The sequence below is a fragment of the Terrabacter sp. AAH1 genome, from assembly GCF_054456855.1.
This window is the reverse complement of the sequence record NZ_JBTJJV010000013.1, coordinates 47,574-67,375: the sequence shown is the minus strand read 5'-3', so window position 1 is coordinate 67,375 and position 19,802 is coordinate 47,574. Positions and strand designations below refer to the sequence as shown.

Annotated in this window: 16 protein-coding genes; 6 read left to right on the top strand and 10 right to left on the bottom strand. The window is 72.6% G+C overall.

Annotated features, from left to right (window positions below):
- The first annotated feature begins 51 nt into the window (after window positions 1-51).
- A complete protein-coding gene (locus ACXR8F_RS17355; RefSeq protein WP_458802440.1) occupies window positions 52-1,194 on the top strand; it encodes a uroporphyrinogen-III synthase in 1,143 nt (380 codons plus the stop codon).
- A gap of 3 nt (window positions 1,195-1,197) precedes the next feature.
- On the opposite strand, the gene ACXR8F_RS17350 is transcribed toward ACXR8F_RS17355, so the two are convergent.
- Window positions 1,198-1,587, bottom strand: a complete 390-nt coding sequence (locus ACXR8F_RS17350; protein ID WP_458802353.1) for a winged helix-turn-helix transcriptional regulator — start codon at window positions 1,585-1,587, stop codon at window positions 1,198-1,200.
- A 96-nt stretch (window positions 1,588-1,683) separates the two neighbouring features.
- On the opposite strand from ACXR8F_RS17350, the gene ACXR8F_RS17345 reads away from it, so the two are divergent.
- Complete coding sequence (locus ACXR8F_RS17345; protein ID WP_458802351.1) at window positions 1,684-2,553, top strand: SDR family oxidoreductase; 870 nt, start codon at window positions 1,684-1,686, stop codon at window positions 2,551-2,553.
- Between the two features lie 143 nt (window positions 2,554-2,696).
- Here the strand turns inward: ACXR8F_RS17345 and nirD are convergent, their stop codons facing one another.
- The 5 genes from nirD to ACXR8F_RS17320 are packed head-to-tail and all read right to left on the bottom strand — an operon-like array spanning window position 2,697 to window position 10,976.
- A complete protein-coding gene (nirD, locus tag ACXR8F_RS17340) occupies window positions 2,697-3,116 on the bottom strand; it encodes a nitrite reductase small subunit NirD (protein WP_458802349.1) in 420 nt (139 codons plus the stop codon).
- Window positions 3,117-3,146: 30 nt separating this feature from the next.
- Window positions 3,147-5,711: a nitrite reductase large subunit NirB gene (gene nirB, locus ACXR8F_RS17335; protein ID WP_458802347.1), complete on the bottom strand. Its 2,565-nt coding sequence runs from the start codon at window positions 5,709-5,711 to the stop codon at window positions 3,147-3,149.
- Window positions 5,711-7,315 (bottom strand): FAD-dependent oxidoreductase, encoded by a 1,605-nt coding sequence (locus ACXR8F_RS17330; RefSeq protein ID WP_458802345.1) that lies wholly within the window; start codon window positions 7,313-7,315, stop codon window positions 5,711-5,713. The genes nirB and ACXR8F_RS17330 overlap by 1 nt, the downstream gene beginning before the upstream one ends.
- Entirely contained in the window at window positions 7,312-9,492 is a 2,181-nt protein-coding gene (locus ACXR8F_RS17325; protein ID WP_458802343.1) for a molybdopterin oxidoreductase family protein, read from the bottom strand. The genes ACXR8F_RS17330 and ACXR8F_RS17325 overlap by 4 nt, the downstream gene beginning before the upstream one ends.
- Window positions 9,489-10,976: a nitrate/nitrite transporter gene (locus tag ACXR8F_RS17320; RefSeq protein ID WP_458802341.1), complete on the bottom strand. Its 1,488-nt coding sequence runs from the start codon at window positions 10,974-10,976 to the stop codon at window positions 9,489-9,491. The genes ACXR8F_RS17325 and ACXR8F_RS17320 overlap by 4 nt, the downstream gene beginning before the upstream one ends.
- A gap of 216 nt (window positions 10,977-11,192) precedes the next feature.
- On the opposite strand from ACXR8F_RS17320, the gene ACXR8F_RS17315 reads away from it, so the two are divergent.
- Complete coding sequence (locus ACXR8F_RS17315; RefSeq protein ID WP_458802339.1) at window positions 11,193-12,023, top strand: alpha/beta fold hydrolase; 831 nt, start codon at window positions 11,193-11,195, stop codon at window positions 12,021-12,023.
- A 6-nt stretch (window positions 12,024-12,029) separates the two neighbouring features.
- Here ACXR8F_RS17315 and ACXR8F_RS17310 read toward each other — a convergent pair whose 3' ends face one another.
- Window positions 12,030-12,728, bottom strand: a complete 699-nt coding sequence (locus tag ACXR8F_RS17310; RefSeq protein WP_458802337.1) for a LuxR C-terminal-related transcriptional regulator — start codon at window positions 12,726-12,728, stop codon at window positions 12,030-12,032.
- Window positions 12,725-14,191 (bottom strand): ATP-binding protein, encoded by a 1,467-nt coding sequence (locus ACXR8F_RS17305; protein WP_458802335.1) that lies wholly within the window; start codon window positions 14,189-14,191, stop codon window positions 12,725-12,727. Before ACXR8F_RS17305 ends, ACXR8F_RS17310 begins: the two co-directional genes overlap by 4 nt.
- A 125-nt stretch (window positions 14,192-14,316) precedes the next feature.
- On the opposite strand from ACXR8F_RS17305, the gene ACXR8F_RS17300 reads away from it, so the two are divergent.
- The 3 genes from ACXR8F_RS17300 (at window position 14,317) to ACXR8F_RS17290 (ending at window position 18,339) form a co-directional block, all read left to right on the top strand.
- Entirely contained in the window at window positions 14,317-15,666 is a 1,350-nt protein-coding gene (locus ACXR8F_RS17300; RefSeq protein ID WP_458802333.1) for a PspC domain-containing protein, read from the top strand.
- Window positions 15,663-16,268 carry a hypothetical protein gene (locus ACXR8F_RS17295; protein WP_458802331.1) on the top strand — a complete coding sequence of 202 codons (606 nt, stop codon included), beginning with the start codon at window positions 15,663-15,665 and terminating at the stop codon, window positions 16,266-16,268. Before ACXR8F_RS17300 ends, ACXR8F_RS17295 begins: the two co-directional genes overlap by 4 nt.
- Window positions 16,269-16,380: 112 nt before the next feature.
- Window positions 16,381-18,339, top strand: coding sequence for a M13 family metallopeptidase (locus tag ACXR8F_RS17290; RefSeq protein WP_458802438.1), 1,959 nt, complete (start codon window positions 16,381-16,383; stop codon window positions 18,337-18,339).
- Between the two features lie 50 nt (window positions 18,340-18,389).
- Here ACXR8F_RS17290 and ACXR8F_RS17285 read toward each other — a convergent pair whose 3' ends face one another.
- Window positions 18,390-18,848 (bottom strand): N-acetyltransferase family protein, encoded by a 459-nt coding sequence (locus ACXR8F_RS17285; protein ID WP_458802329.1) that lies wholly within the window; start codon window positions 18,846-18,848, stop codon window positions 18,390-18,392.
- Window positions 18,845-19,309: an SRPBCC family protein gene (locus tag ACXR8F_RS17280; protein WP_045187655.1), complete on the bottom strand. Its 465-nt coding sequence runs from the start codon at window positions 19,307-19,309 to the stop codon at window positions 18,845-18,847. Before ACXR8F_RS17280 ends, ACXR8F_RS17285 begins: the two co-directional genes overlap by 4 nt.
- Window positions 19,310-19,802: the final 493 nt, after the last annotated feature.

Below are 19,802 nucleotides of genomic sequence, written 5' to 3'. Positions count from 1 at the left end.
GGCGCGACGACCCCGCGTCGGACCCACCCGCGTACGGCCTGGTCGACCGAGCTGAACGGACCCGACCCCGAGAGTGCCGACGCCGTGCGCCCCGAGGCGACGGGCCCGGTGCTCACGGGCTTCCGCATCGCGGTCACCTCGGACCGTCGCTCGAGCGACCTCATCGACGCGTTCGCACGACGCGGCGCGGAGGTGCTGCACGCCCCGGCCGTCCGCATCGCCCCGGTCGAGGAGGACGAGATCCTCATCGGCGACACGAGGGCGGTCATCGAGTGCCGCCCCGACGTCGTGGTCGTCACGACGGCATACGGCTTCCGCCGGTGGATCGAGGCCGCCGACGCAGCAGGCCTCGGTGAGGAGCTGTCCCGCACGCTCGACGACGCGCGGATCATCGTGCGCGGACCCAAGGCCCGCGGCGCGGTGCGCGCCGCCGGCCACGACGACGACGGCATCGCCCACGACGAGCGCACGGCCTCGACGATCGGCCTGGTGCTCGACGCCGGCGTACGCGGCAAGCGGGTCGCGGTGCAGCTGCACGGGCACGAGGACGTCGAGCAGCTGGAACGGCTGCGGACCGCGGGGGCGTCGGTGCTGACCGTCGCGCCCTACCGCTGGGTGCGACCCACCGACGAGAGCCGGCTCGGCCGCCTCGTCGCCGCGGTGGCAGCCCGCGAGGTCGACGTCGTGACCTTCACGTCGGCACCCGCCGTGGACGGGCTCGTCTCAGCCGCAGCGCAGCTCGGCATGGACGGAGTGCTCGTCGACGCGCTGCGGTGCGGCGTCACCGCCGCAGCCGTCGGACCCGTGACGGCTGCGCCCCTGCTCGACCTGGGCATCACGCCGATCGTGCCCGACCGGTTCCGCATGGGCGCGCTCATCCGCACCGTCATCGAGCACCTCACCGTCAACGGCGTCGAGCAGGTGCAGACGGCCCTCGGTCCGCTCCTCGTCCACGGCCGCCGGGTGACCTTCGGCGGACAGACGGTGACCCTGGCTCGAGGCCCTCGCGCCATGCTCGCGGCACTGATGTCCGAGCCGGGGGCGGTGCTGAGCCGCGAGCGCCTGCTCGACGAGCTGCCCGACGCGGAGAACGAGCACGCTCTCGACATGGCGGTCAGCCGCCTGCGGTCGGCCCTGCCCGACCGGCACCTCGTGCAGACGGTGGTGCGACGCGGCTACCGCCTCAACGTCTGAACGTCAGCGCGCGGCTGCGGAGGCCTCGGCGTCGGCGAGGATGTCGGGCGCGTTCTCGACGATCCACAGCATGAGCGGCACCAGGCGCTCCGCGAGCTCGGCGCCCCGCGCGGTCAGGGAGTACTCGACGTGGGGCGGCACCACCGGGCGGGCGTCGCGGTGGACGAGACCGTCGGCCTCCAGCATCCTCAGCGTCTGGGCCAGCATCTTCTCGCTGACACCCTCCGCCCGCCGGCGCAGCTCGCTCCACCGCAGCGGCTCGCCCTCGGACAGCGCCAGGAGCACGAGGGTGCCCCACTTGCTCGTCACGTGGTCCAGCACGACGCGGCTGGGGCACCCGGATGCGTAGACGGCATCCGGGAAGTAGTCGCGCAGCGTCTGGCTAACCGTCATGTCAGTACCTTACTTCAAAGTGGGTACTAACTTCTGGGAAGTATGCAGGCAGACCGGTCGTTCCCCTGGGTGTCCACAGCCTTGGAAAGGAACGTCATGACCCTTCTCGTCACCGGTGCCAGCGGCCACCTCGGCCGCCTCGTCGTCGAGGCCCTGCTCGACCGCGGCACGCCTGCCGCCCACATCGTCGCCACCGCCCGCAGGACCGAGTCGCTCGCCGACCTCGCCGAGCGCGGGGTCGAGGTGCGCCGCGCCGACTACGACGACCCGGCCTCGCTCGACGCGGCCTTCACGGGTGTCGACCGCCTCCTCTTCGTCTCCGGCAGCGAGGTCGGCGCGCGAATCCCTCAGCACACCAACGTGGTCGAGGCCGCCAAGAAGGCCGGCGTCGGCTTCGTCGCCTACACGAGCATCACCCGCGCCCACACCTCCGACCTGGCGCTCGCGGCCGAGCACCGCGCGACCGAGGAGCTCCTCGCGGCCTCGGGCCTGCCGCACGCCCTGCTGCGCAACTCCTGGTACCTCGAGAACTACACCGGCCAGCTGCCGACCGTCCTCGAGCACGGCGTGGTCCTGGGCGCCGCCCGCGACGGTCGCGTGAGCGCGGCGTCGCGTGCCGACTACGCGGCTGCCGCTACGGCGGTGCTCGCGGGTGGTGACCACGACGGCGCCGTCTACGAGCTGGGCGGCGACCACGCGTTCACCCTCGCCGAGTACGCCGCCGCGGTGGCCGGCGTGACCGGTCGTGACGTCGTCTACCGCGACCTCTCGGTCGAGGACTACACGGCCGCGCTCGTGGCAGCCGGGCTCCCCGAGGGGTATGCCGCCGTGCTCGCCGACAGCGACCGTGGCATCGCCGAGGGCGCCCTGCTCACCGACTCCGGTGACCTGTCGCGCCTCGCCGGTCGCCCCACGACCGACCTCGAGGATGCCGTCCGGGCCGCCCTCGTCGCCAGCGCGGTCTGACCCCCTGCAACACCGCTGCACGAAACTGAGCACTCGACGCACACCCAGCGTCGAGTGCTCGGTTTCCGACGGATGCGGTGTGTCGGGAAATGAGCACTCGAGTGGGACCGTTGCGTCGAGTGCTCAGTTTCCGACGGGCTTCCTCAGGGAAGCGAGACGCCGATGTGGACGATGCCGTGCTGGACGCGGACGGCATACGTCGGCAGCGTCGTCGCCTCGTCGTCGAGGGCGGCGCCGGTGCGCAGCGAGAAGACCTGCTTGAGCAGCGGTGACGCGACCGTCGGCTCGCCGCCCCGGTCGCCGGTGAGCCCGCGCGACAGGACGGCGGCGCCGGCGTACGGGTCGAGGTTGTCGACGGCGTAGATCATCCCGTTCGGCAGCAGGAAGAGCGCGGCCTGGGCGCCGCCGGGCAGCAGCACCGCGACGCCGCGGCCGGGCACGAGCCGGTGGACGTCGCAGGCCGGCACCCACTGCTTGGCACCGGGGGCGGGCACGATCCCTGGACGGACGACAGTGCGGGCAGGTGCGGTCATGTGAACGGGGGCGGTGGCGAGGGTGGTCATCGGGTTCCTCTCTGGTGCAGGCGGACTCGGTCACTCGGGGCGGTTCGTGGACGGCATGCCGAGCATCACCGGCACCTTGCGCGGGCCGGACTCGTCGAACGCGACGGTCGGGTCCGCCTCCTCCGGTGCGTTGACGAACGACACGAAGCGGGCGAGCTTCTCCGGGTCGTCGAGCACGGCCTTCCACTCGTCCTGGTAGCCGTCGACGTGGCGCGCCATGGTGGCCTCGAGGTCGGCCGCGATGCCGAGCGAGTCGTCACAGACGACGGCCTTGAGGTGGTCGAGACCGCCCTCGAGCGAGTCGAGCCACGGCGCGGTGCGCTGCAGCCGGTCGGCGGTGCGGACGTAGAACACGAGGAACCGGTCGATGTAGCGCACGAGCGTCTCGTCGTCGAGGTCGCTCGCGAGCAGTCGCGCGTGGGCAGGCGTCTGGCCGCCGTTGCCGCAGACGTAGAGGTTCCAGCCCTTGTCGGTGGCGATGACGCCGACGTCCTTGCCGCGTGCCTCGGCGCACTCACGGGCGCAGCCCGAGACGCCGAACTTCAGCTTGTGCGGCGAGCGGAGCCCGCGGTAGCGGTGCTCGAGGTCGACTGCCATGCCGACCGAGTCCTGCACGCCGTAGCGGCACCACGTCGACCCGACGCACGACTTCACGGTGCGCAACGACTTGCCGTAGGCCTGCCCGGACTCCATGCCGACGTCGACGAGGCGCTGCCAGATGGCCGGCAGCTGCTCGACGCGCGCGCCGAAGAGGTCGATGCGCTGGCCGCCCGTGACCTTGACGTAGAGCCCGAAGTCCTGGGCGATCCGGCCGATGGTGATGAGCTGCTCGGCGGTGACCTCGCCGCCCGGCATACGGGGCACGACCGAGTAGGTGCCGTTCTTCTGGATGTTGGCGAGGAAGTGGTCGTTGCTGTCCTGCAGTGCGGCCTGCTCGCCGTCGAGGATGTGGTCGCTGCTCGTCGACGCGAGGATCGAGGCGACCGTGGGCTTGCAGATCTCGCAGCCGGTGCCCGTGCCGTAGCGAGCGATGAGCCCCGAGAAGGTGCGGATGCCGGTCGAGGCGACGATCTCGAAGAGCTCGGCGCGGCTCTGCTCGAAGTGTTCGCAGAGCGCCTTCGACAGCTCGACGCCCGAGTCGACGAGGAGCTTCTTGACCGTGGGCAGGCAACCGCCGCAGGTGGTCCCCGCGTTCGTGCAGCCCTTGACGGCCGCGAGGTCGCAGGCGCCCTCGGCGATCGCGCCGCAGATCGAGCCCTTCGTCACGTTGTTGCACGAGCAGATGACGGCGTCGTCCGGAAGTGCGGAGCCGAGCGCTGAGTCGTCGATACCGGCGGGGGAGACGAGTGCACCCGGGTCGCCCGGCACCTCGCGCCCGACGTACGCCTTGAGCGTCGTGTACGCCGACGCGTCGCCGACGAGGATGCCGCCGAGCAGCGTCCTGGCGTCGTCGCTGACGACGACCTTCGCGTAGGTGCCCTTCGTCGCGTCGGTGTGCACGATCTCGAGGGCGCCGGGAGTCGTGGCCATGGCGTCGCCGAAGGAGGCGACGTCGACGCCGAGCAGCTTGAGCTTGGTCGACAGGTCCGCGCCGGGGAAGGTCGCCTCACCACCGAGCAGCCGGTCGGCGACGACCTCGGCCATCGTGTAGCCCGGCGCGACGAGCCCGTAGCAGCGGCCCTCGACCGCGGCGACCTCGCCGACGGCCCAGACGTTCTCGTCGCTCGTGCGGCAGGCCAGGTCGGTGACGACGCCGCCACGCTCGCCGACGTCGAGGCCGGCGTCGCGGGCCACGGCGTCCGACGGGCGCACCCCGGCGGAGAAGACGACGAGGTCGGTGAGCAGCGCTGTTCCGTCGGACAGCTCGACGGCGAGGCGGCCGTCGTCCTGCGGCGAGATCGAGCTCGTGCCGGCGCCGGTGTGCACCTGGACGCCGAGGTTGCTGATGAGCCCCTCGAGCACGGCCCCGCCGCCCTCGTCGACCTGCAGCGGCATGAGCCGGGGGGCGAACTCGACGACGTGCGGGGTCAGGCCGAGCAGCCGCAGCGCGTTGGCGGCCTCGAGCCCGAGCAGCCCGCCTCCGACGACGAGCCCGTTGGCCTCGCGGCCCTCGGCGCGGGCGCGCTCGTGCGCCACCTCGGCGGCGGCACGGATGCCGTCGAGGTCGTCGAGCGTGCGGTAGACGAAGCACCCGGTCGAGTCGTGGCCGGGCACCGGAGGCACGAAGGGGTACGAGCCCGTGGCCAGCACGAGCGAGTCGTACGCGATGACGTCGCCGGCGCTCGTGGTGACGGTCCGCGCCACGCGGTCGACCGTCTCGGCACGGGTGCCGAGGCGCAGGTCGACCAGGGCGTCCTCGGCGTAGGTGTTGCCAGCGAGCGCGAGCGCCCCGCGGTCCCACGCCCCGACGTACGAGGAGAGGCCGACGCGGTCGTATGCCGCCTCCGCCTCCTCGGAGAGCACGACGACCTTCCACGTGCTCTCGGTGTCACGCGAACGCAGCGCCTCGACGAAGCGGTGGCCGACCATGCCGTGTCCGACGACGACGACGGTGCGGGTGTCGGTGCCGTTGTGGTTCTCGGTCGTGGTGGTCATCAGGCGGCTCCTTCGGTCAGGGCGGCGGGTGCCGGCACCGGTGCGGGGCTGGACTGGTCTGGAGTGGACTGGTCTGGAGTGGACTGGGCGGGTTCGGCTGGGGCAGAGCCGGGCTCGGCCGACCTGAGCCACGAGCAGAGGCCGTCGACGGCGCCCTTGCACGAGCCACAGCCGGTCGTGGCGCGGGTGGCCTCGGCTACGGCGGCGACGCTGTCGGCGCCGGCGCGGAAGGCGCCGACGATGGCCGACTTCGTCACCGTGTTGCAGCGGCAGATCACGGCGGAGCCGGGCATCTCGGCGAGGTTCACCGTGTCGGGGGCCGTCGATCGGGTGACGGCACGACCGAGCATGAGCGCGAGACGGTCCCGCGGGACGGCGGCGCCGGTGTCGTAGAGCTGGGTGAGGGCCCCTGCGGCGTCGCCGACCCCGAGCAGGATGGCGCCGACGAGCCGGTCCTGGCGCAGCACGAGCTTGGCGTAGCGGCCGCGCACCGGGTCGGTGAAGGCGAGCACCTCGTGGCCGGGGTCGTGCACGTCGACGTCGACGGTGCCCATGCTCGCGAGGTCGATGTCGTGCGCCTTGAGCCGGGTGAGCACGCTCGTGCCCTCGTAGGTGGCGTCGGCGTCCGCCCCGGTGAGCACGTCGGCGAGGACACGAGCCTGGTCCCATCCGGGCTGGACGAGGCCGGGCACCTCGCCGCGGTGCTGGCTGCACTCGCCGATGGCGTGGACGTGGGGCACCGAGGTGGCGAGCCGGTCGTCGACGACGACGGCACGGTCGACGTCGAGGCCCATCGCGACGGCGAGATCGGTGCGGGGACGCACCCCTGCGGCCACGACGACGAGGTCGGCTGCCACGGCCGATCCGTCGCTCAGCACCACGTGGGCCGGCTCACCGTCGCGGGCCGGGTGGCGGGCGGTGACGAGCTGGCCGAGCACGAGGCGCGCCCCGATGCCGCGCACGACCCGGGTGAGCACCGCGCCACCGTCGACGTCGAGCTGGCGGTCCATCGGGAAGTCCTGCGGGTGGACGATCGTCACCTCGACACCACGGGCCAGGAGGCCCCGTGCAGCCTCGAGCCCGAGCAGGCCGCCGCCGAGCACCACTGCGGTGGAGGCGGACTCGGCTGCTTCCACGATGCGGGACGAGTCGTCCACGGTGCGGAACGCGACCACGCCCTCGGCAAGCGAGGCGTGAGGACCCGGCGTGCCGGCGTACAGCCCCTCGGTCGGGGGGACGAACGCCGTGCTGCCGGTGGCGAGCACGAGCTCGTCCCAGGCGATCGTGCGCTCGGTGCCGTCGGCGTCGGTCAGGGTGGCGACCCTGGCAGCCGTGTCGACGGCGGTGACCCGCGCGCCCGTGACGACGTCGACGTGGCGAGCGGCCCACCAGCCGTCGGGCTTGAGGCGGGTGTCGCGTGGTGTGATGCCGCCGGCGACGACGGTCGAGAGCAGGACCCGGTTGTAGGCGGCGTGCGGCTCCTCGCCGACGACGGTGACCGCGAAGCGTGTGGCCTCGGGGTCGCGGTGCCGGACCTCCTCGGCGAGCCGGGCACCGGCCATGCCGTTGCCGACGACGAGCACGCGGCGGGGGGTGGGGGTCATGAGACGGCCTCCAGGCGGACGGCGCACGCCTTGAACTCGGGCATGCGGCTGGTCGGGTCGAGGGCGGCGTGCGTCAGCGAGTTCGCTCGGCCGTCGCCGGCCCAGTGGAACGGGAGGAAGACGACGTCGCCGCGCATGTCGTCGTCGAGGCGCACCGACGCCCTCGTGCGGCCGCGGCGGCTCACGACGTCGACGAGGTCGCCGTCGGCGACGCCCGCCGCGTCGGCGGTGTCGGGGTGCAGCTGCACGAACATGTCGCCCGCGGCCGCCGACAGCTCGTCGACGAGCCGGGTCTGCGCGCCGGACTGGTAGTGCTGGAGCACCCGGCCGGTCGTGGCGACGAGTGGGTAGTCCGCGTCGTCGGTCTCGGCCGGCCCGACGTGGTCGACGGGCACGAAGCGGGCGCGCCCGTCGGGCGTGGCGAACGCGTCGAGGAACAGGCGTGGCGTGCCCTGGGGCCGCTCCGGGGTGCACGGCCAGTGCAGGCTCTCGCCGGCGTCGAGGCGCTCCCACGTGACGGCGGAGTAGTCGGCCGGTCCGCCCGCCGACGCCCGGCGCAGCTCCTCGAAGACGACGCGCGGGTCGGTGGGAAACCCTGTGCTGCAACCGATCCGGGCAGCCAGTTCGCTCCACACCTCGAGCTCGCTGCGGCACAGGCCCGGTGCCTCGAGGGCGCGCCGGCGTCGCAGCACGCGACCCTCGAGGTTGGTCAGCGTGCCCTCCTCCTCGGCCCACTGCAGCACGGGGAGCACGACGTCGGCGACGGCCGCGGTCTCCGACAGGACGAAGTCGCAGACGACGAGCAGGTCGAGGGAGGCGATCCGCTCGGCAACGGCCCGCGCGTCGGGCGCGGAGACGACGGGATTGCTGCCGTGGACCATGAGCAGCCGCGGGCCCCCGTCGGTGCCGAGGGCAGACAGCAGCTCGAACGCGCTGCGGCCCGGGCCGGGCAGGTCGTCGGGGTCGACGCCCCACACGGCCGCCACGTGGGCGCGCGCCGCAGGGTCGTCGATCTTGCGGTAGCCGGGCAGCTGGTCGGCCTTCTGGCCGTGCTCGCGCCCGCCCTGGCCGTTTCCCTGGCCGGTGATCGTGCCGAAACCCGTGCCCGGGTTGCCCGGCAGCCCGAGCACGAGGGCGAGGGCGATGAACGCCGTCACGGTGTCGGTGCCGCTCGCGTGCTGCTCGCTGCCGCGGGCCGAGAGCACGTACGCGCCGCGCTCGGTGTCGCGGGCCCGGGCGAGGGCCGCGACCGCCGCGCGCATCGTCGTCACCGAGACGCCCGTGACCCGCTCGACGCGCTCGGGCAGCCACTGGGCGGCGACGGGCCAGAAGTCGTCGAAGCCCGAGGTGCGTTCGGCGACGTAGGGGCGGTCGGCGTACCCCTCGGTGACGGCCAGGTGGATCATGCCGAGTGCGAGGGCGGCGTCGGTGCCGGGGCGCAGCTGGAGGTGCAGGCCGCCGCCGTCGACGGCCTTGGCGGCCGTGGGGGTCAGCCGCGGGTCGGCGACCATGAGACCGCCCGCGTCGGCGGCGCGCACGAGGTGCGTGAGGAACGGCGGCATCGTCTCGGCGGGGTTGGCCCCGAGGAGCAGGACGGCGTGTGCCGACCCGATGTCGGTCACGGGGAAGGGCAACCCGCGGTCCAGGCCGAAGCATCGGATCCCGGCGGCGGCTGCCGAGCTCATGCACCAGCGCCCGTTGTAGTCGATCTGGCTGGTCCGCAGGGCCACTCGCGCGAACTTGCCCAGCTGGTAGGCCTTCTCGTTCGTCAGACCTCCGCCGCCGAACACAGCCACGGCATCCCGGCCGTATGCCGCCTGCGTCCGGACGATCGCGTCGGCGACGACGTCGAGGGCCTCGTCCCACGACGCGGGGGCGAGCTCGCCGTCCCGGCGGACCAGGGGAGTGGTGAGCCGACCGGGCGTGCGGAGCAGCTCGGCGCTGGTCCACCCCTTCTGGCAGAGGCCGCCCCGGTTGGTCGGGAAGCGCCGCGGGGCCACCGTGAGGTCATGGGCCGACGAGCCGGTCAGCGTCATCGCGCACTGGAGGCCGCAGTAGGCGCAGTGCGTGGCGACGCCGGGCTGCCCCTGCGGCTCGGAGGGGTTGCCCCCTCCGAGCGCGCGGGTCGGCACTGCGGTGGTGTCGGCCGTGCGGCCGGCGGTGGTCTGGGTCGTCATCGTCGGTAGCGCACCTTGGTGAGGACGGCAGCGCCGACGTAGAAGAGCGTGAAGACGACGAACGCCGCCGTGGCCGACTTCGCCGCACCCTGGTACGACGCGCGCAGGCCGAGGTTGATGAGCACCCCACCCACGGCGCCGATCGCGCCGGCGATGCCGATGAGGGCTCCGGACATCGAGCGCGACCAGGCGGCTCGCTCGACGGTGGGGCCGGGGATCGTGGCCGCCTTGGTCTCGAAGAGCGCCGGGATCATCTTGTAGACCGAGCCGTTGCCCAGCCCGGAGAGGACGAAGAGCAGCACGAAGCCGCCGATGAGGCCGGTGAGCTGCAGGCCGGTCGCCGCTCCGGCGGTGACGTCGTCGGCGCGGGCCGAGAGGGTCACGAGCACACCGGCGCAGGCCATGCCGACGAAGGTCCACAGGGTGACGGCGGCCCCGCCGCGACGGTCGGCGAGCCTGCCGCCCCAGACCCGGCTCACCGAGCCGAGCAGCGGGCCGACGAAGGCGATCTGGGCCGCGTGCAGGCTCGCCGCCGCGGTCTGGGCCGGCGTCGGTGCGGCGCCGCCGGTGAGGCCGGCGAGGAAGGTCTGGTTGAGCACCTGGCCGAAGGCGAAGCCGAAGCCGATGAACGAGCCAAACGTGCCGATGTAGAGCAGCGAGATGACCCAGGCGTCGGCGTGGCGGAGCACCTCGAGCATCGCCTTCGGGTTGGCGGTCTGGTGGTCGAGGTTGTCCATGAAGACGGCGGCGCCGACGCTCGCGACCGCGAGCAGCACGAGGTAGACGGCGCAGACGACCTCGGGCCGCCGGTTGCCCAGCGTCGCGATGACGAGCAGGCCGACGAGCTGGACCACGGGGACGCCGATGTTGCCACCGCCGGCGTTGAGACCGAGGGCCCAGCCCTTCATCCGCTGCGGGTAGAACGCGTTGATGTTCGTCATCGACGAGGCGAAGTTGCCGCCACCGAGGCCGGCGAGGGCCGCGACGGCCATGAAGGTCCCGAGCGAGTGCCCCGGGTTGACCATGAGCCACCACGTCAGGACGGTGGGCACGAGGAGCGCCACGCCACTGAAGATGGCCCAGTTGCGGCCGCCGAAGAACGCGGTTGCCATCGTGTAGGGCACGCGCAGCACGGCGCCGACGAGGGTCGGTACGGCCACGAGGAAGAACTTGTCGGCCGGGGTGAAGCCGTAGACGGCCTGCGGCATGAAGAGCACCATGACCGACCAGATCGACCAGATGGAGAAGCCGATGTGCTCGGTCGCGACGGACCAGACGAGGTTGCGCCGGGCGACCTTGCTGTTGCCGGCCTCCCAGGCCACGGTGTCCTCGGGGTCCCAGTCGCGGATGACGCGCGAGCGGGGCGCGGTGAGCTGGCGGAAGCGGCTCGGGCTCTCCGGGACGAGGGTGGTCGGCGTGCTGGTGGGGGCGGCGACGCTGCCGTTCGTGCTGGTGCCGGTGCTGTTTCCGGTGGTGGTGCTCACGGGTTCCTCCTCGGGAGGCGGGTCGGGGGCCGCTGCGAGAGCGTGGCGCCCACGCTAGGAAGGCGGTGTTGCACGACGTCCGGCCTGCTGTGACACCGCGGTTACATCTCCCTCACGGGGCCGTCGCAGGGGCGTGAGGTCACGCACGCGGCACCGTCGCGGAGGCCTCACCGAGGCCCACGACGAGCGTGAGGCGACCCCGCGTAGGCTCGCGGCATGACGTCTGCTCCGGACCAGGCCTCGCTCAACACGCTGTCCGTGGGCACGGCCGGGCCGCGTGTCGCCTTCCTGCACGGGCTCTTCGGCCAGGGCCGCAACTGGACCCAGATCGCGAAGGCGGTGAGCGGCCCCGACGGCTCCGACGCCCAGTGCCTGCTCGTCGACATGCCCGACCACGGCCGGTCGCCGTGGTCGCAGGAGTTCAGCCTCGACGCGTACGCCGACGCCGTCGCCGGCACGCTGCGAGCCACGGCTCCGGGGGAGTCCTGGATGGTCGTCGGACACTCGCTCGGCGGCAAGGTCTCGATGGTGCTCGCGCTGCGCCACCCCGAGCTCGTCGGCCGCCTCGTCGTGGTGGACATCGCCCCCAAGGGCTACGGCTCGCTCGAGCGGTTCGAGAGCTACATCCGCGAGATGCAGGACCTTCCTCTCGCCGAGCTCGAGAGCCGCGGTGACGCAGAGGCCCGCTTCGACGAGCCCGACCCCGGCGTCAAGGCCTTCCTGCTGCAGAACCTCCGCCGCGAGGGACAGTCGTGGCGCTGGCAGGTCAACCTCGACCTCATCGCGGCCGACGCCGCCCTCGGCGTTGACTCACGCATCGCCGACTGGCCGCGCGACGTCGACGCCCTGCCGGCGTACGAGGGCCCCGTCCTGTGGGTCGCCGGCGGCGACTCGCGCTACATCAAGCGGGAGGACGGCGACCGCATGCGTCGGCACTTCCCGCGCACCCGCCTCTTCACGATCAAGGGCGCGGGCCACTGGGTGCACACCGACGCCCCCGAGATCATCGTCACCGCCCTGCGCCGCTTCCTCCACGCGCCAAGGTAGTCGGGGTCAGAGGAGGCGGCGGCCCATCGCCCAGGCCGTCAGCTCGTGGCGCGAGCTGAGCTGCAGCTTGCGCAGCACCGAGCTGACGTGGGTCTCGACGGTCTTGACGGAGATGAACAGCTCCTTCGCGACCTCCTTGTACTGGTAGCCGCGCGCGATGAGGCGCATCACCTCGCGCTCGCGCGCCGACAGGCGGTCGAGCTCCTCGTCGATCTCGGCGACCTCGCCGGCCGCCGCACCGAAGGCGTCGAGCACGAAACCCGCGAGGCGCGGGCTGAAGACGGCGTCACCGTCGGCCACCCGGCTGATCGCGGTCAGCAGCTCGTCGGCGCTGATGGTCTTGGTGACGTAGCCGCGTGCACCCGCCCGGATCACGGCGATGACGTCCTCGGCGGCGTCGGAGACCGACAGGGCGAGGAAGCGCACCGGCACGTCGCCCGTCGACTGGACCCCGGCACAGGCCCGGATGACGTCGGCGCCGCCGTGTCCGTCGCCGCCGGGGAGGTGGACGTCGAGGAGCACGACGTCGGGCCGCTGCTCGGTGATGACCTGGACGGCCGACTCCACCGCACCCGCCTCGCCGACGATCTCGAGCGACAGCGAGCCCGACGCCGCCGACGCAGCCGTCAGCTCGGCGCGCACGCCGGTGCGGAACATGTGGTGGTCGTCGACGATCACGATGCGGATCGTCCGCGGGTCGGTCATGAAGCCTGCTCCTGGGTCGGGGTCGGGGTCTGGGTCGGGGGCGGGGGCGGGGCCGAAGTCGGGGTCTGGGCCGACGTCTGGTTCTGGGTCTGTGCCGTCGCGGCGTCGGGGTTCTTCGAAGGTGCGGCCTTCGGGTCGGCGGGCTCGGGGTCGGCCGGCTGGCGCACCGGGAGGCGCAGCTCGATCTCGGTCCCGTCGGCGCGGTGCCGGATATGGGCCGTGCCGCCGTGCCGCTCCATGCGGCCGATGATCGACTCGCGCACGCCCGCGCGGTCGTCGGGCACGTCGTCGAGGTCGAAGCCGGCACCGTGGTCGCGCACGAACGCCTCGACCGCGTCGGGGCCGACCTCGACGTACGCGCTGACGGGCGGGCTGCCGTGGCGCACCGCGTTCCAGGCGGCCTCGCGGACCGCCTTGACGAGGGCGTCGAGATGCTCGTCGATCTGGCGGTCGCCGGTGACGACGAGCTGCACGGGCACGCCGTGGAGGTCCTCGACCTCACCCATCGCTGCGGTGAGCGCGGCGCCGAGCGTGCCCGCGCGGGCGTCCTCGTCGTAGAGGTAGCTGCGCAGCTGGCGCTCCTGGGCGCGGGCGAGCCGGGCGACCGTCGCGGCGTCGGACGACTGGCGCTGGATGAGCGCGAGGGTCTGCAGCACCGAGTCGTGCAGGTGGGCCGCGATGTCGGCGCGCTCGGTGGCGCGGATCCGGGCCGCCTGCTCCAGGCGCAGGTTGCTCCAGAGCCGCAGGATCCAGGGCGCGCTCAGCACGGCGACCCCGACGAGCGCGGCGAGCACGGCACCCCCGACCTGCCACAGGGCGGTGAGGTCGGTGCCGCGCACGAGCAGCCCGACGAGTCCGAGGATCGTCAGGCCGAGGCCGACGACGAGCCAGATCCACCGGACCGGGCGGCGGGCGCCGATGGCATCGGTGTCGTCGAGCTGCGACCAGAAGAAGATGGCGCCGATGACGATGGCCACGACGGGCAGGATCACCTCGGCGTGCACGTCGAAGCCGGCGCTGCCGAGCCAGAGCGCGCCGGCGAGGGCGAGTGCCGCGACCCCGAGCAGCGTGATGAGGACGGCCTGGTTGCCGCTGCGCAGCCAGGTGCGCAGGCTCGCCAGATCGATGTGGTGGTGGCCGTGGCCGCCGCCGGCCGAGGAGCCGGGTGACGTGGTGGCGCCGGTCGGGTCCGCCACGGGCGCCGGAGCCACGGGGACGACGTCGCCGATCTCGCGCATCGTCGCCCAGAGGAACACGTAGACGGCGAGTCCGGCTCCGAAGGGGATGCTCGTCAGCACGAGGGCGATCCGCACGGCCGACACGGGCACACCGAGGTGGTCGGCGAGCCCGGCGGCGACACCCGCCACGACCTTGCCCTGCCGGTGGCGCACGAGCGGCGGCCGCTGCGTCGCCCGCCACGCGGGTCGCGCCGGTCCCTGGCCGTTCTCGTATGCCGTCTGCACCGTCCCATCCTCACCCACGGGGGCGCGTGAGGGCGACCATCCGGGCCTGCTTTGGGGGTCGCGTCAGGGTGCGCTCAGGGTCGACCCTCATGGTTGCGCCGCGGCCGCGCCGCCAGTCTGGAGCCATGACGAAAAGCAATGGGGCCCCGACGCAGGGCCATGGCCTGGACGGTTTCTACACCGCCCTGCGGCGCCCGGGCATCGTGCGCGGCAGGGACGGTCGCTGGTTCGCCGGTGTCGCGACGGGGATCGCGCGCTGGCTCGGCGTGGACCCGCTGGTCGTGCGCGCCGGTTTCATCCTCTTCTCCATCTTCTTCGGGATGGGCGTGGCGCTCTACCTCGTGCTCTGGCTGCTCATGCCCGACGAGCAGGGCGAGATCCACGTCGAGCGCGCGCTGAGGCACGGCGAGGGCAGCTCCATCTTCCTGCTCGTCGTCACCGCCATGTCGGTGCTCGGTGGCGGCCCCTGGTGGGGCGGTGACACGCAGGGCTTCCGTGTCTTCGGCTTCGTGCTCCTCGTCGTCGGCGCCTGGTGGTTCCTCACCCGCACCGACACCGGCCGTGACCTCATGGCGCAGGCCCCGTGGAAGGGCTCGGGCAACCGCCCCGCGTCCACGGCCACCGGCGCGGCCACTGGCACGCCCAGCGACCCGTACGCGTCCACGGACCCGGCCACGGGCGGCACGTCGGCTCCGGTCGCGACGTCGCACCCGGCATACGGCTCCACGGGCAACGCGGCCGCCAACGCGGGCGCCACCCTGGTCACGCCGCGGCCGCCGGCGCCGACGCCGGTGCGCCAGCGCACGCCGTCGATCGGCTTCGCCGGCGGGCTCCTCGTGCTCGGACTGTCGATCATCGCCGGTGTGGTGATGTCGCTCCTCGTCCCATGGGCAGGTTGGTCTGGCAACCCCGTCGCCATCGGGATCGCTTCGGGCGTGGGCGTGCTCGGCCTCGCCATCGTCGTCGCCGGCATCGCCGGTCGCCGCTCGGGCCTCGGCTTCTTCGCCGTCGTCGGCATCATCGCCGCCGCCATCACGACCGCGGCCCCCGCCGGGCTGAACCACCCCTGGCAGGTCGGTGAGAAGTCGTACGCCGTCACGACGCTGACACCCGCGCCGACCTACGAGCTGACCCTCGGCTCGATGAAGCTCGACCTCACGGCTGCCGACTACAAGGCCACGCCCACCGCCGACACGGTCCGCGCCATCATGGGTGCCGGCGAGCTGAACATCGTCGTTCCCGAGAAGGTGAAGGTCGTCGTGCACGCCAAGGCGCGGGCGGGTGAGCTGGTCGCGACCGGTTCCGGCGTGACCGGGACGGGTATGACCGAGCTCGGCCCGGGGCAGCTGAGGCACGAGGGCACCGACTGGAACGAGACCGTGACGTTCGGGGACGCCGGCGCCACGACGGAGATCACCGTCGACGCCGAGGTCGGCGTGGGCTCGATCCGCGTCACGACGGCGAGCGCGTCATGAGCACCGGCAACGCCCACGACCCGGCCGAGGCAACGGGGCCCGGCGACACCACAGACACGACAGACACCACGACCACGACGTCACAGGAGACCGGCACCATGAGCAACGACAGCACCAGCGCAGGGCCGCAGTTCAGCGACCCGCTGGCCGACCCGGTGCCCCTCCCCGAGTCCGGCCCCGACGCGACGACGACGATCCCGGCCTCCTCCACCCGGGCGCTGCCGACGACGAGCCCGTTCCGTGTGGAGCCGTCGGCCCCGGTGCCCGACGACGTCGTCACCGACGCGACGCAGCTGCCGCACCTGCCGCCGCCGTCGCTGCCCGACCCGTCGCAGCCCGGCGCGTGGCCGCCACCGGCAGGCACGGCGCCGAGCCACCACGACCCACGGCCGGCCCTCGTGACCGTGCGCAAGGGCCCGCGTCCCGGCTCGATCATGTTCGGGCTGCTCACGATGATCGTGGCCGGGTGGCTGCTCGCCGCCAACCTGACCGACTCGGACCTCACCTTCCGCCTCGTCGGGCCGCCCATGATCGGCGCCTTCGGCGGGATGCTGCTCGTCGTCGGGCTCGCCGGCGTCGTGGCCGGACGGCTGCGCCGCTAGACGCCGGCTCCCGCCCGTGCCGGGTCGTGACCCGGCGAACGGCCTCGCGTGGTTAGGCTCGGGGCACGTTCGCCGGGACGGTCCGGCGCGGGTACGAGGAGACATCGTGGTCATGAAGTCCGGCATCAACCTCGAGGCGCTCGACCGGTCGGCCCGGCCGCAGGACGACCTGTTCCGGTTCGTCAACGGCACGTGGCTCGACACGACCGAGATCCCCGGCGACCGGGCGCGGTTCGGCACCTTCGACATCCTGCGCGAGGAGTCGACGTCGCGGGTGCGCGACCTCATCGAGTCGGCGGCCGCCGACCACGACAGCGCACCCGGGACCCCGAAGCGCCAGGTCGGCGACCTCTACGCCAGCTTCACCGACACCGACCGCGTCGAGGAGCTCGGCCTGACCCCGCTCCAGGCGGTGCTGTCGGAGGTCGCCACGGTCGTCGACGTGAACACCCTCGGCGCTGCCCTCGGGCGTCTCGAGCGCGACGGCGTCGACGGGCCGCTGCGCCACTTCGTGGCTCCCGACGAGCGCTCGCCGGAGCAGTACGTCGTCTACCTCGAGCAGGGCGGCCTCGGCCTGCCCGACGAGTCGTTCTACCGCGAGGACAAGTACGCCGACATCCGCACCGCCTACGTGGCGCACATCGGGCGGCTGCTGGGCCTCGCGGGCATCCCCGACGCCGAGGGCAAGGCCACCCGCGTCATGGCGCTCGAGACCCTCCTCGCCTCGTCGCACTGGGACAACGTCACGAACCGCGATGCGGTCAAGACCTACAACGCCCACACGCTCGACGAGGCGAAGCAGCTCGCGCCCCAGTTCCCTTGGGACTCCTGGTTGTCCGCCCTCCAGGCGCCGTCGGGGTCCTTCGACAAGGTGGTCGTCCGCCAGCCGAGCTTCGTCAGCGCCCTGGGGGCGGCGCTGGAGTCGGTCGACATCGACGACTGGCGCGCGTGGCTGACATGGCACGTGCTCTCGGAGTTCGCGACCCTGCTGCCCCAGTCCTTCGTCGACGAGGACTTCGACTTCTTCGGTCGCACGCTGTCGGGGCAGCCCGAGAACAAGGAGCGCTGGAAGCGCGGGGTGGCCGTCGTCGAGTCGTGCGTCGGCGAGGCCGTCGGGCGGCTGTACGCCGAGCGGTGGTTCCCGCCGGCGGCGAAGGAGCGGATGCAGGAGCTCGTCGGCAACCTCGTCGCGGCGTTCCGCGCGTCCTTCTCGTCACTCGAGTGGATGGGCCCCGAGACGCGAGCCCAGGCCCTCGAGAAGCTCGACGCCTTCACCCCGAAGATCGGCTACCCCGACGTCTGGCGTGACTACTCCACCATCGAGATCGACCCGGCCGACCTCGTCGGCAACGTGCGTCGCAGCACTGCCTTCGAGATCGACCGCAACCTCGCCAAGATCGGCGGCCCCATCGACCGCACCGAGTGGTTCATGCTGCCGCAGCACGTCAACGCCTACTACATGCCGTCGATGAACGAGATCGTCTTCCCGGCGGCGATCCTCCAGCCGCCCTTCTTCGACCTCGAGGCGGACGACGCCGTCAACTACGGCGGCATCGGCGCCGTCATCGGGCACGAGCTCGGGCACGGCTTCGACGACCAGGGCTCCCGCTACGACGGCACCGGGGCGCTGCGCGACTGGTGGACCGAGGGCGACCGTGAGCGGTTCGACGCGTTGGCCAAGCGGCTCATCGAGCAGTTCGACGGCTACACGCCGGCGGGGCTCGACGGGTCGCACAAGGTCAACGGCAGCCTCACCGTGGGTGAGAACATCGGCGACCTGGGTGGCCTGCAGATCGGCTACTCGGCCTACCGCATCGCGACCGAGGGCACCGGCATGTCCGAGATCGACGGCTTCACCGGCCCGCAGCGCTTCTTCATCGGGTGGGCGCAGGTCTGGAAGGGCAAGGCCCGCGAGGCCGAGGCGATCCGCCTGCTCGCCATCGACCCGCACTCGCCGCAGGACATCCGGGGCAACGCCGTGCGCAACCTGTCGGAGTTCCACGAGGCGTTCGCCGTGAAGCCCGGCGACGGCCTGTGGCTCGCGCCCGACGAGCGGGTCCGCATCTTCTGACCGTCTGGTGCCCCGACACGACCGAGGGTGGGCGCCGGCCGCGCCCGCCCTCAGCCGTCGAGCGGCAGCTTGAGGCCGACGTACGAGGCGACGAAGCCGAGGCGCTGGTAGAAACGCCGCGCGTCGGTGCGGCTCGCGTCGCTCGTCAGCTGCACGAGCGTGGCGCCGAGCCGGCGCGACTCCTCGATGGCCCAGGTGATGAGCTCGGTGCCGAGTCCGCTTCCGCGCTCGCCGTCGGCGACGCGTACGCCCTCGATGATGGTGCGGGTCGCGCCGCGACGGGAGAGCCCCGGGATGACCGACAGCTGGAGCGTGCCGACGACGGCACCGTCGCGCTCGGCGACGACGAGGTGCTGGCCGGGGTCGGCGACGACGCGGTCGTAGGCCGCGTCGTAGGCCTGCGTGTCCGCGGGATCCTCACGACCCGCGCCGAGGGGGTCGTCGGCGAGCATCGCGACGATCGCCCCGACGTCGTCACGGGTCGCCGGTCGGAGGACGAGCGAGGTCATGCGGCCTCGGCGGTGCGCTTGAGCTGGGCGAGGCCCTTGTCCATGTCGGGTCCGACGAGCTTCTCCATCGACCAGAACTTGCTCATGATGCGCATCACGGCGTTCTGCGGGCCGGTCATCGCCCACTCGACACGGGTGCCGTCGGCGACCGGCGTCAGCGTGAAGTCGACACGGTTGTGCGCCTTCATCGGGGCGGCGAAGAGCAGGTCGACCCCGACGTGGCCGGTCTCCGACTCGAGGATCTCCATGCGTCCCTCGCCGGCCTTGCGGTTGCCCCTCCACGCGTAGACCGCGCCCACCCCGGAGCCGGCGCCCGCGTAGGTGCGGTCCATGGCGGGGTCGAGCCCCTCCCACGGCGACCATTTCTGCCACTCGTGGAAGTCGGCCAGGAGGGCGTGGATGCGCTCGGGCGGCGCTGCGATCGTCGTCTCGCGGGTGATGCGGAAGCTCTTGTCGGCCATGGCGGCATCCTGCCATCAGACGACGACCGGGGGAGGAGCCTCCCCTGGCCCCCCTCTCCACTAGGGGGGCGTAGCGCCGGCTCTACGCCGCGGGCGTAGAAACGGTCGAGCCCCGACGGTGTGGGCGCCGTGAAGGCGGCCTCGTTGAGCGAGAAGGTCGCCGGGTCGGGGAAGGCCTGCTGGCGCGAGCCGAGGTTGTTCCTCCCGTTCGCCTCGAAAGGCGCGACGAGCAGCACCGCCCACAGGCACATCCACGATGCCAGGCCCAGGGCGGTGAAGACGAACCAGCCGAGCAGCTGGAGGGCCAAACCGATCGACGCCCCGAGGGCGAGGTCGGCCGGCTGGCGTCACCTGAGTCCCATCTGTCCCTCTATCACCTGATCGGACCGTTTTCCGACGATTCGCCGGACGCGTGACGAGTCGCTCACTACGTTGTCAGCACAGGAGCGTGTCGGATGTGGCTCGCGCAGGGATGGGCTCGCGGTGCGCTCCC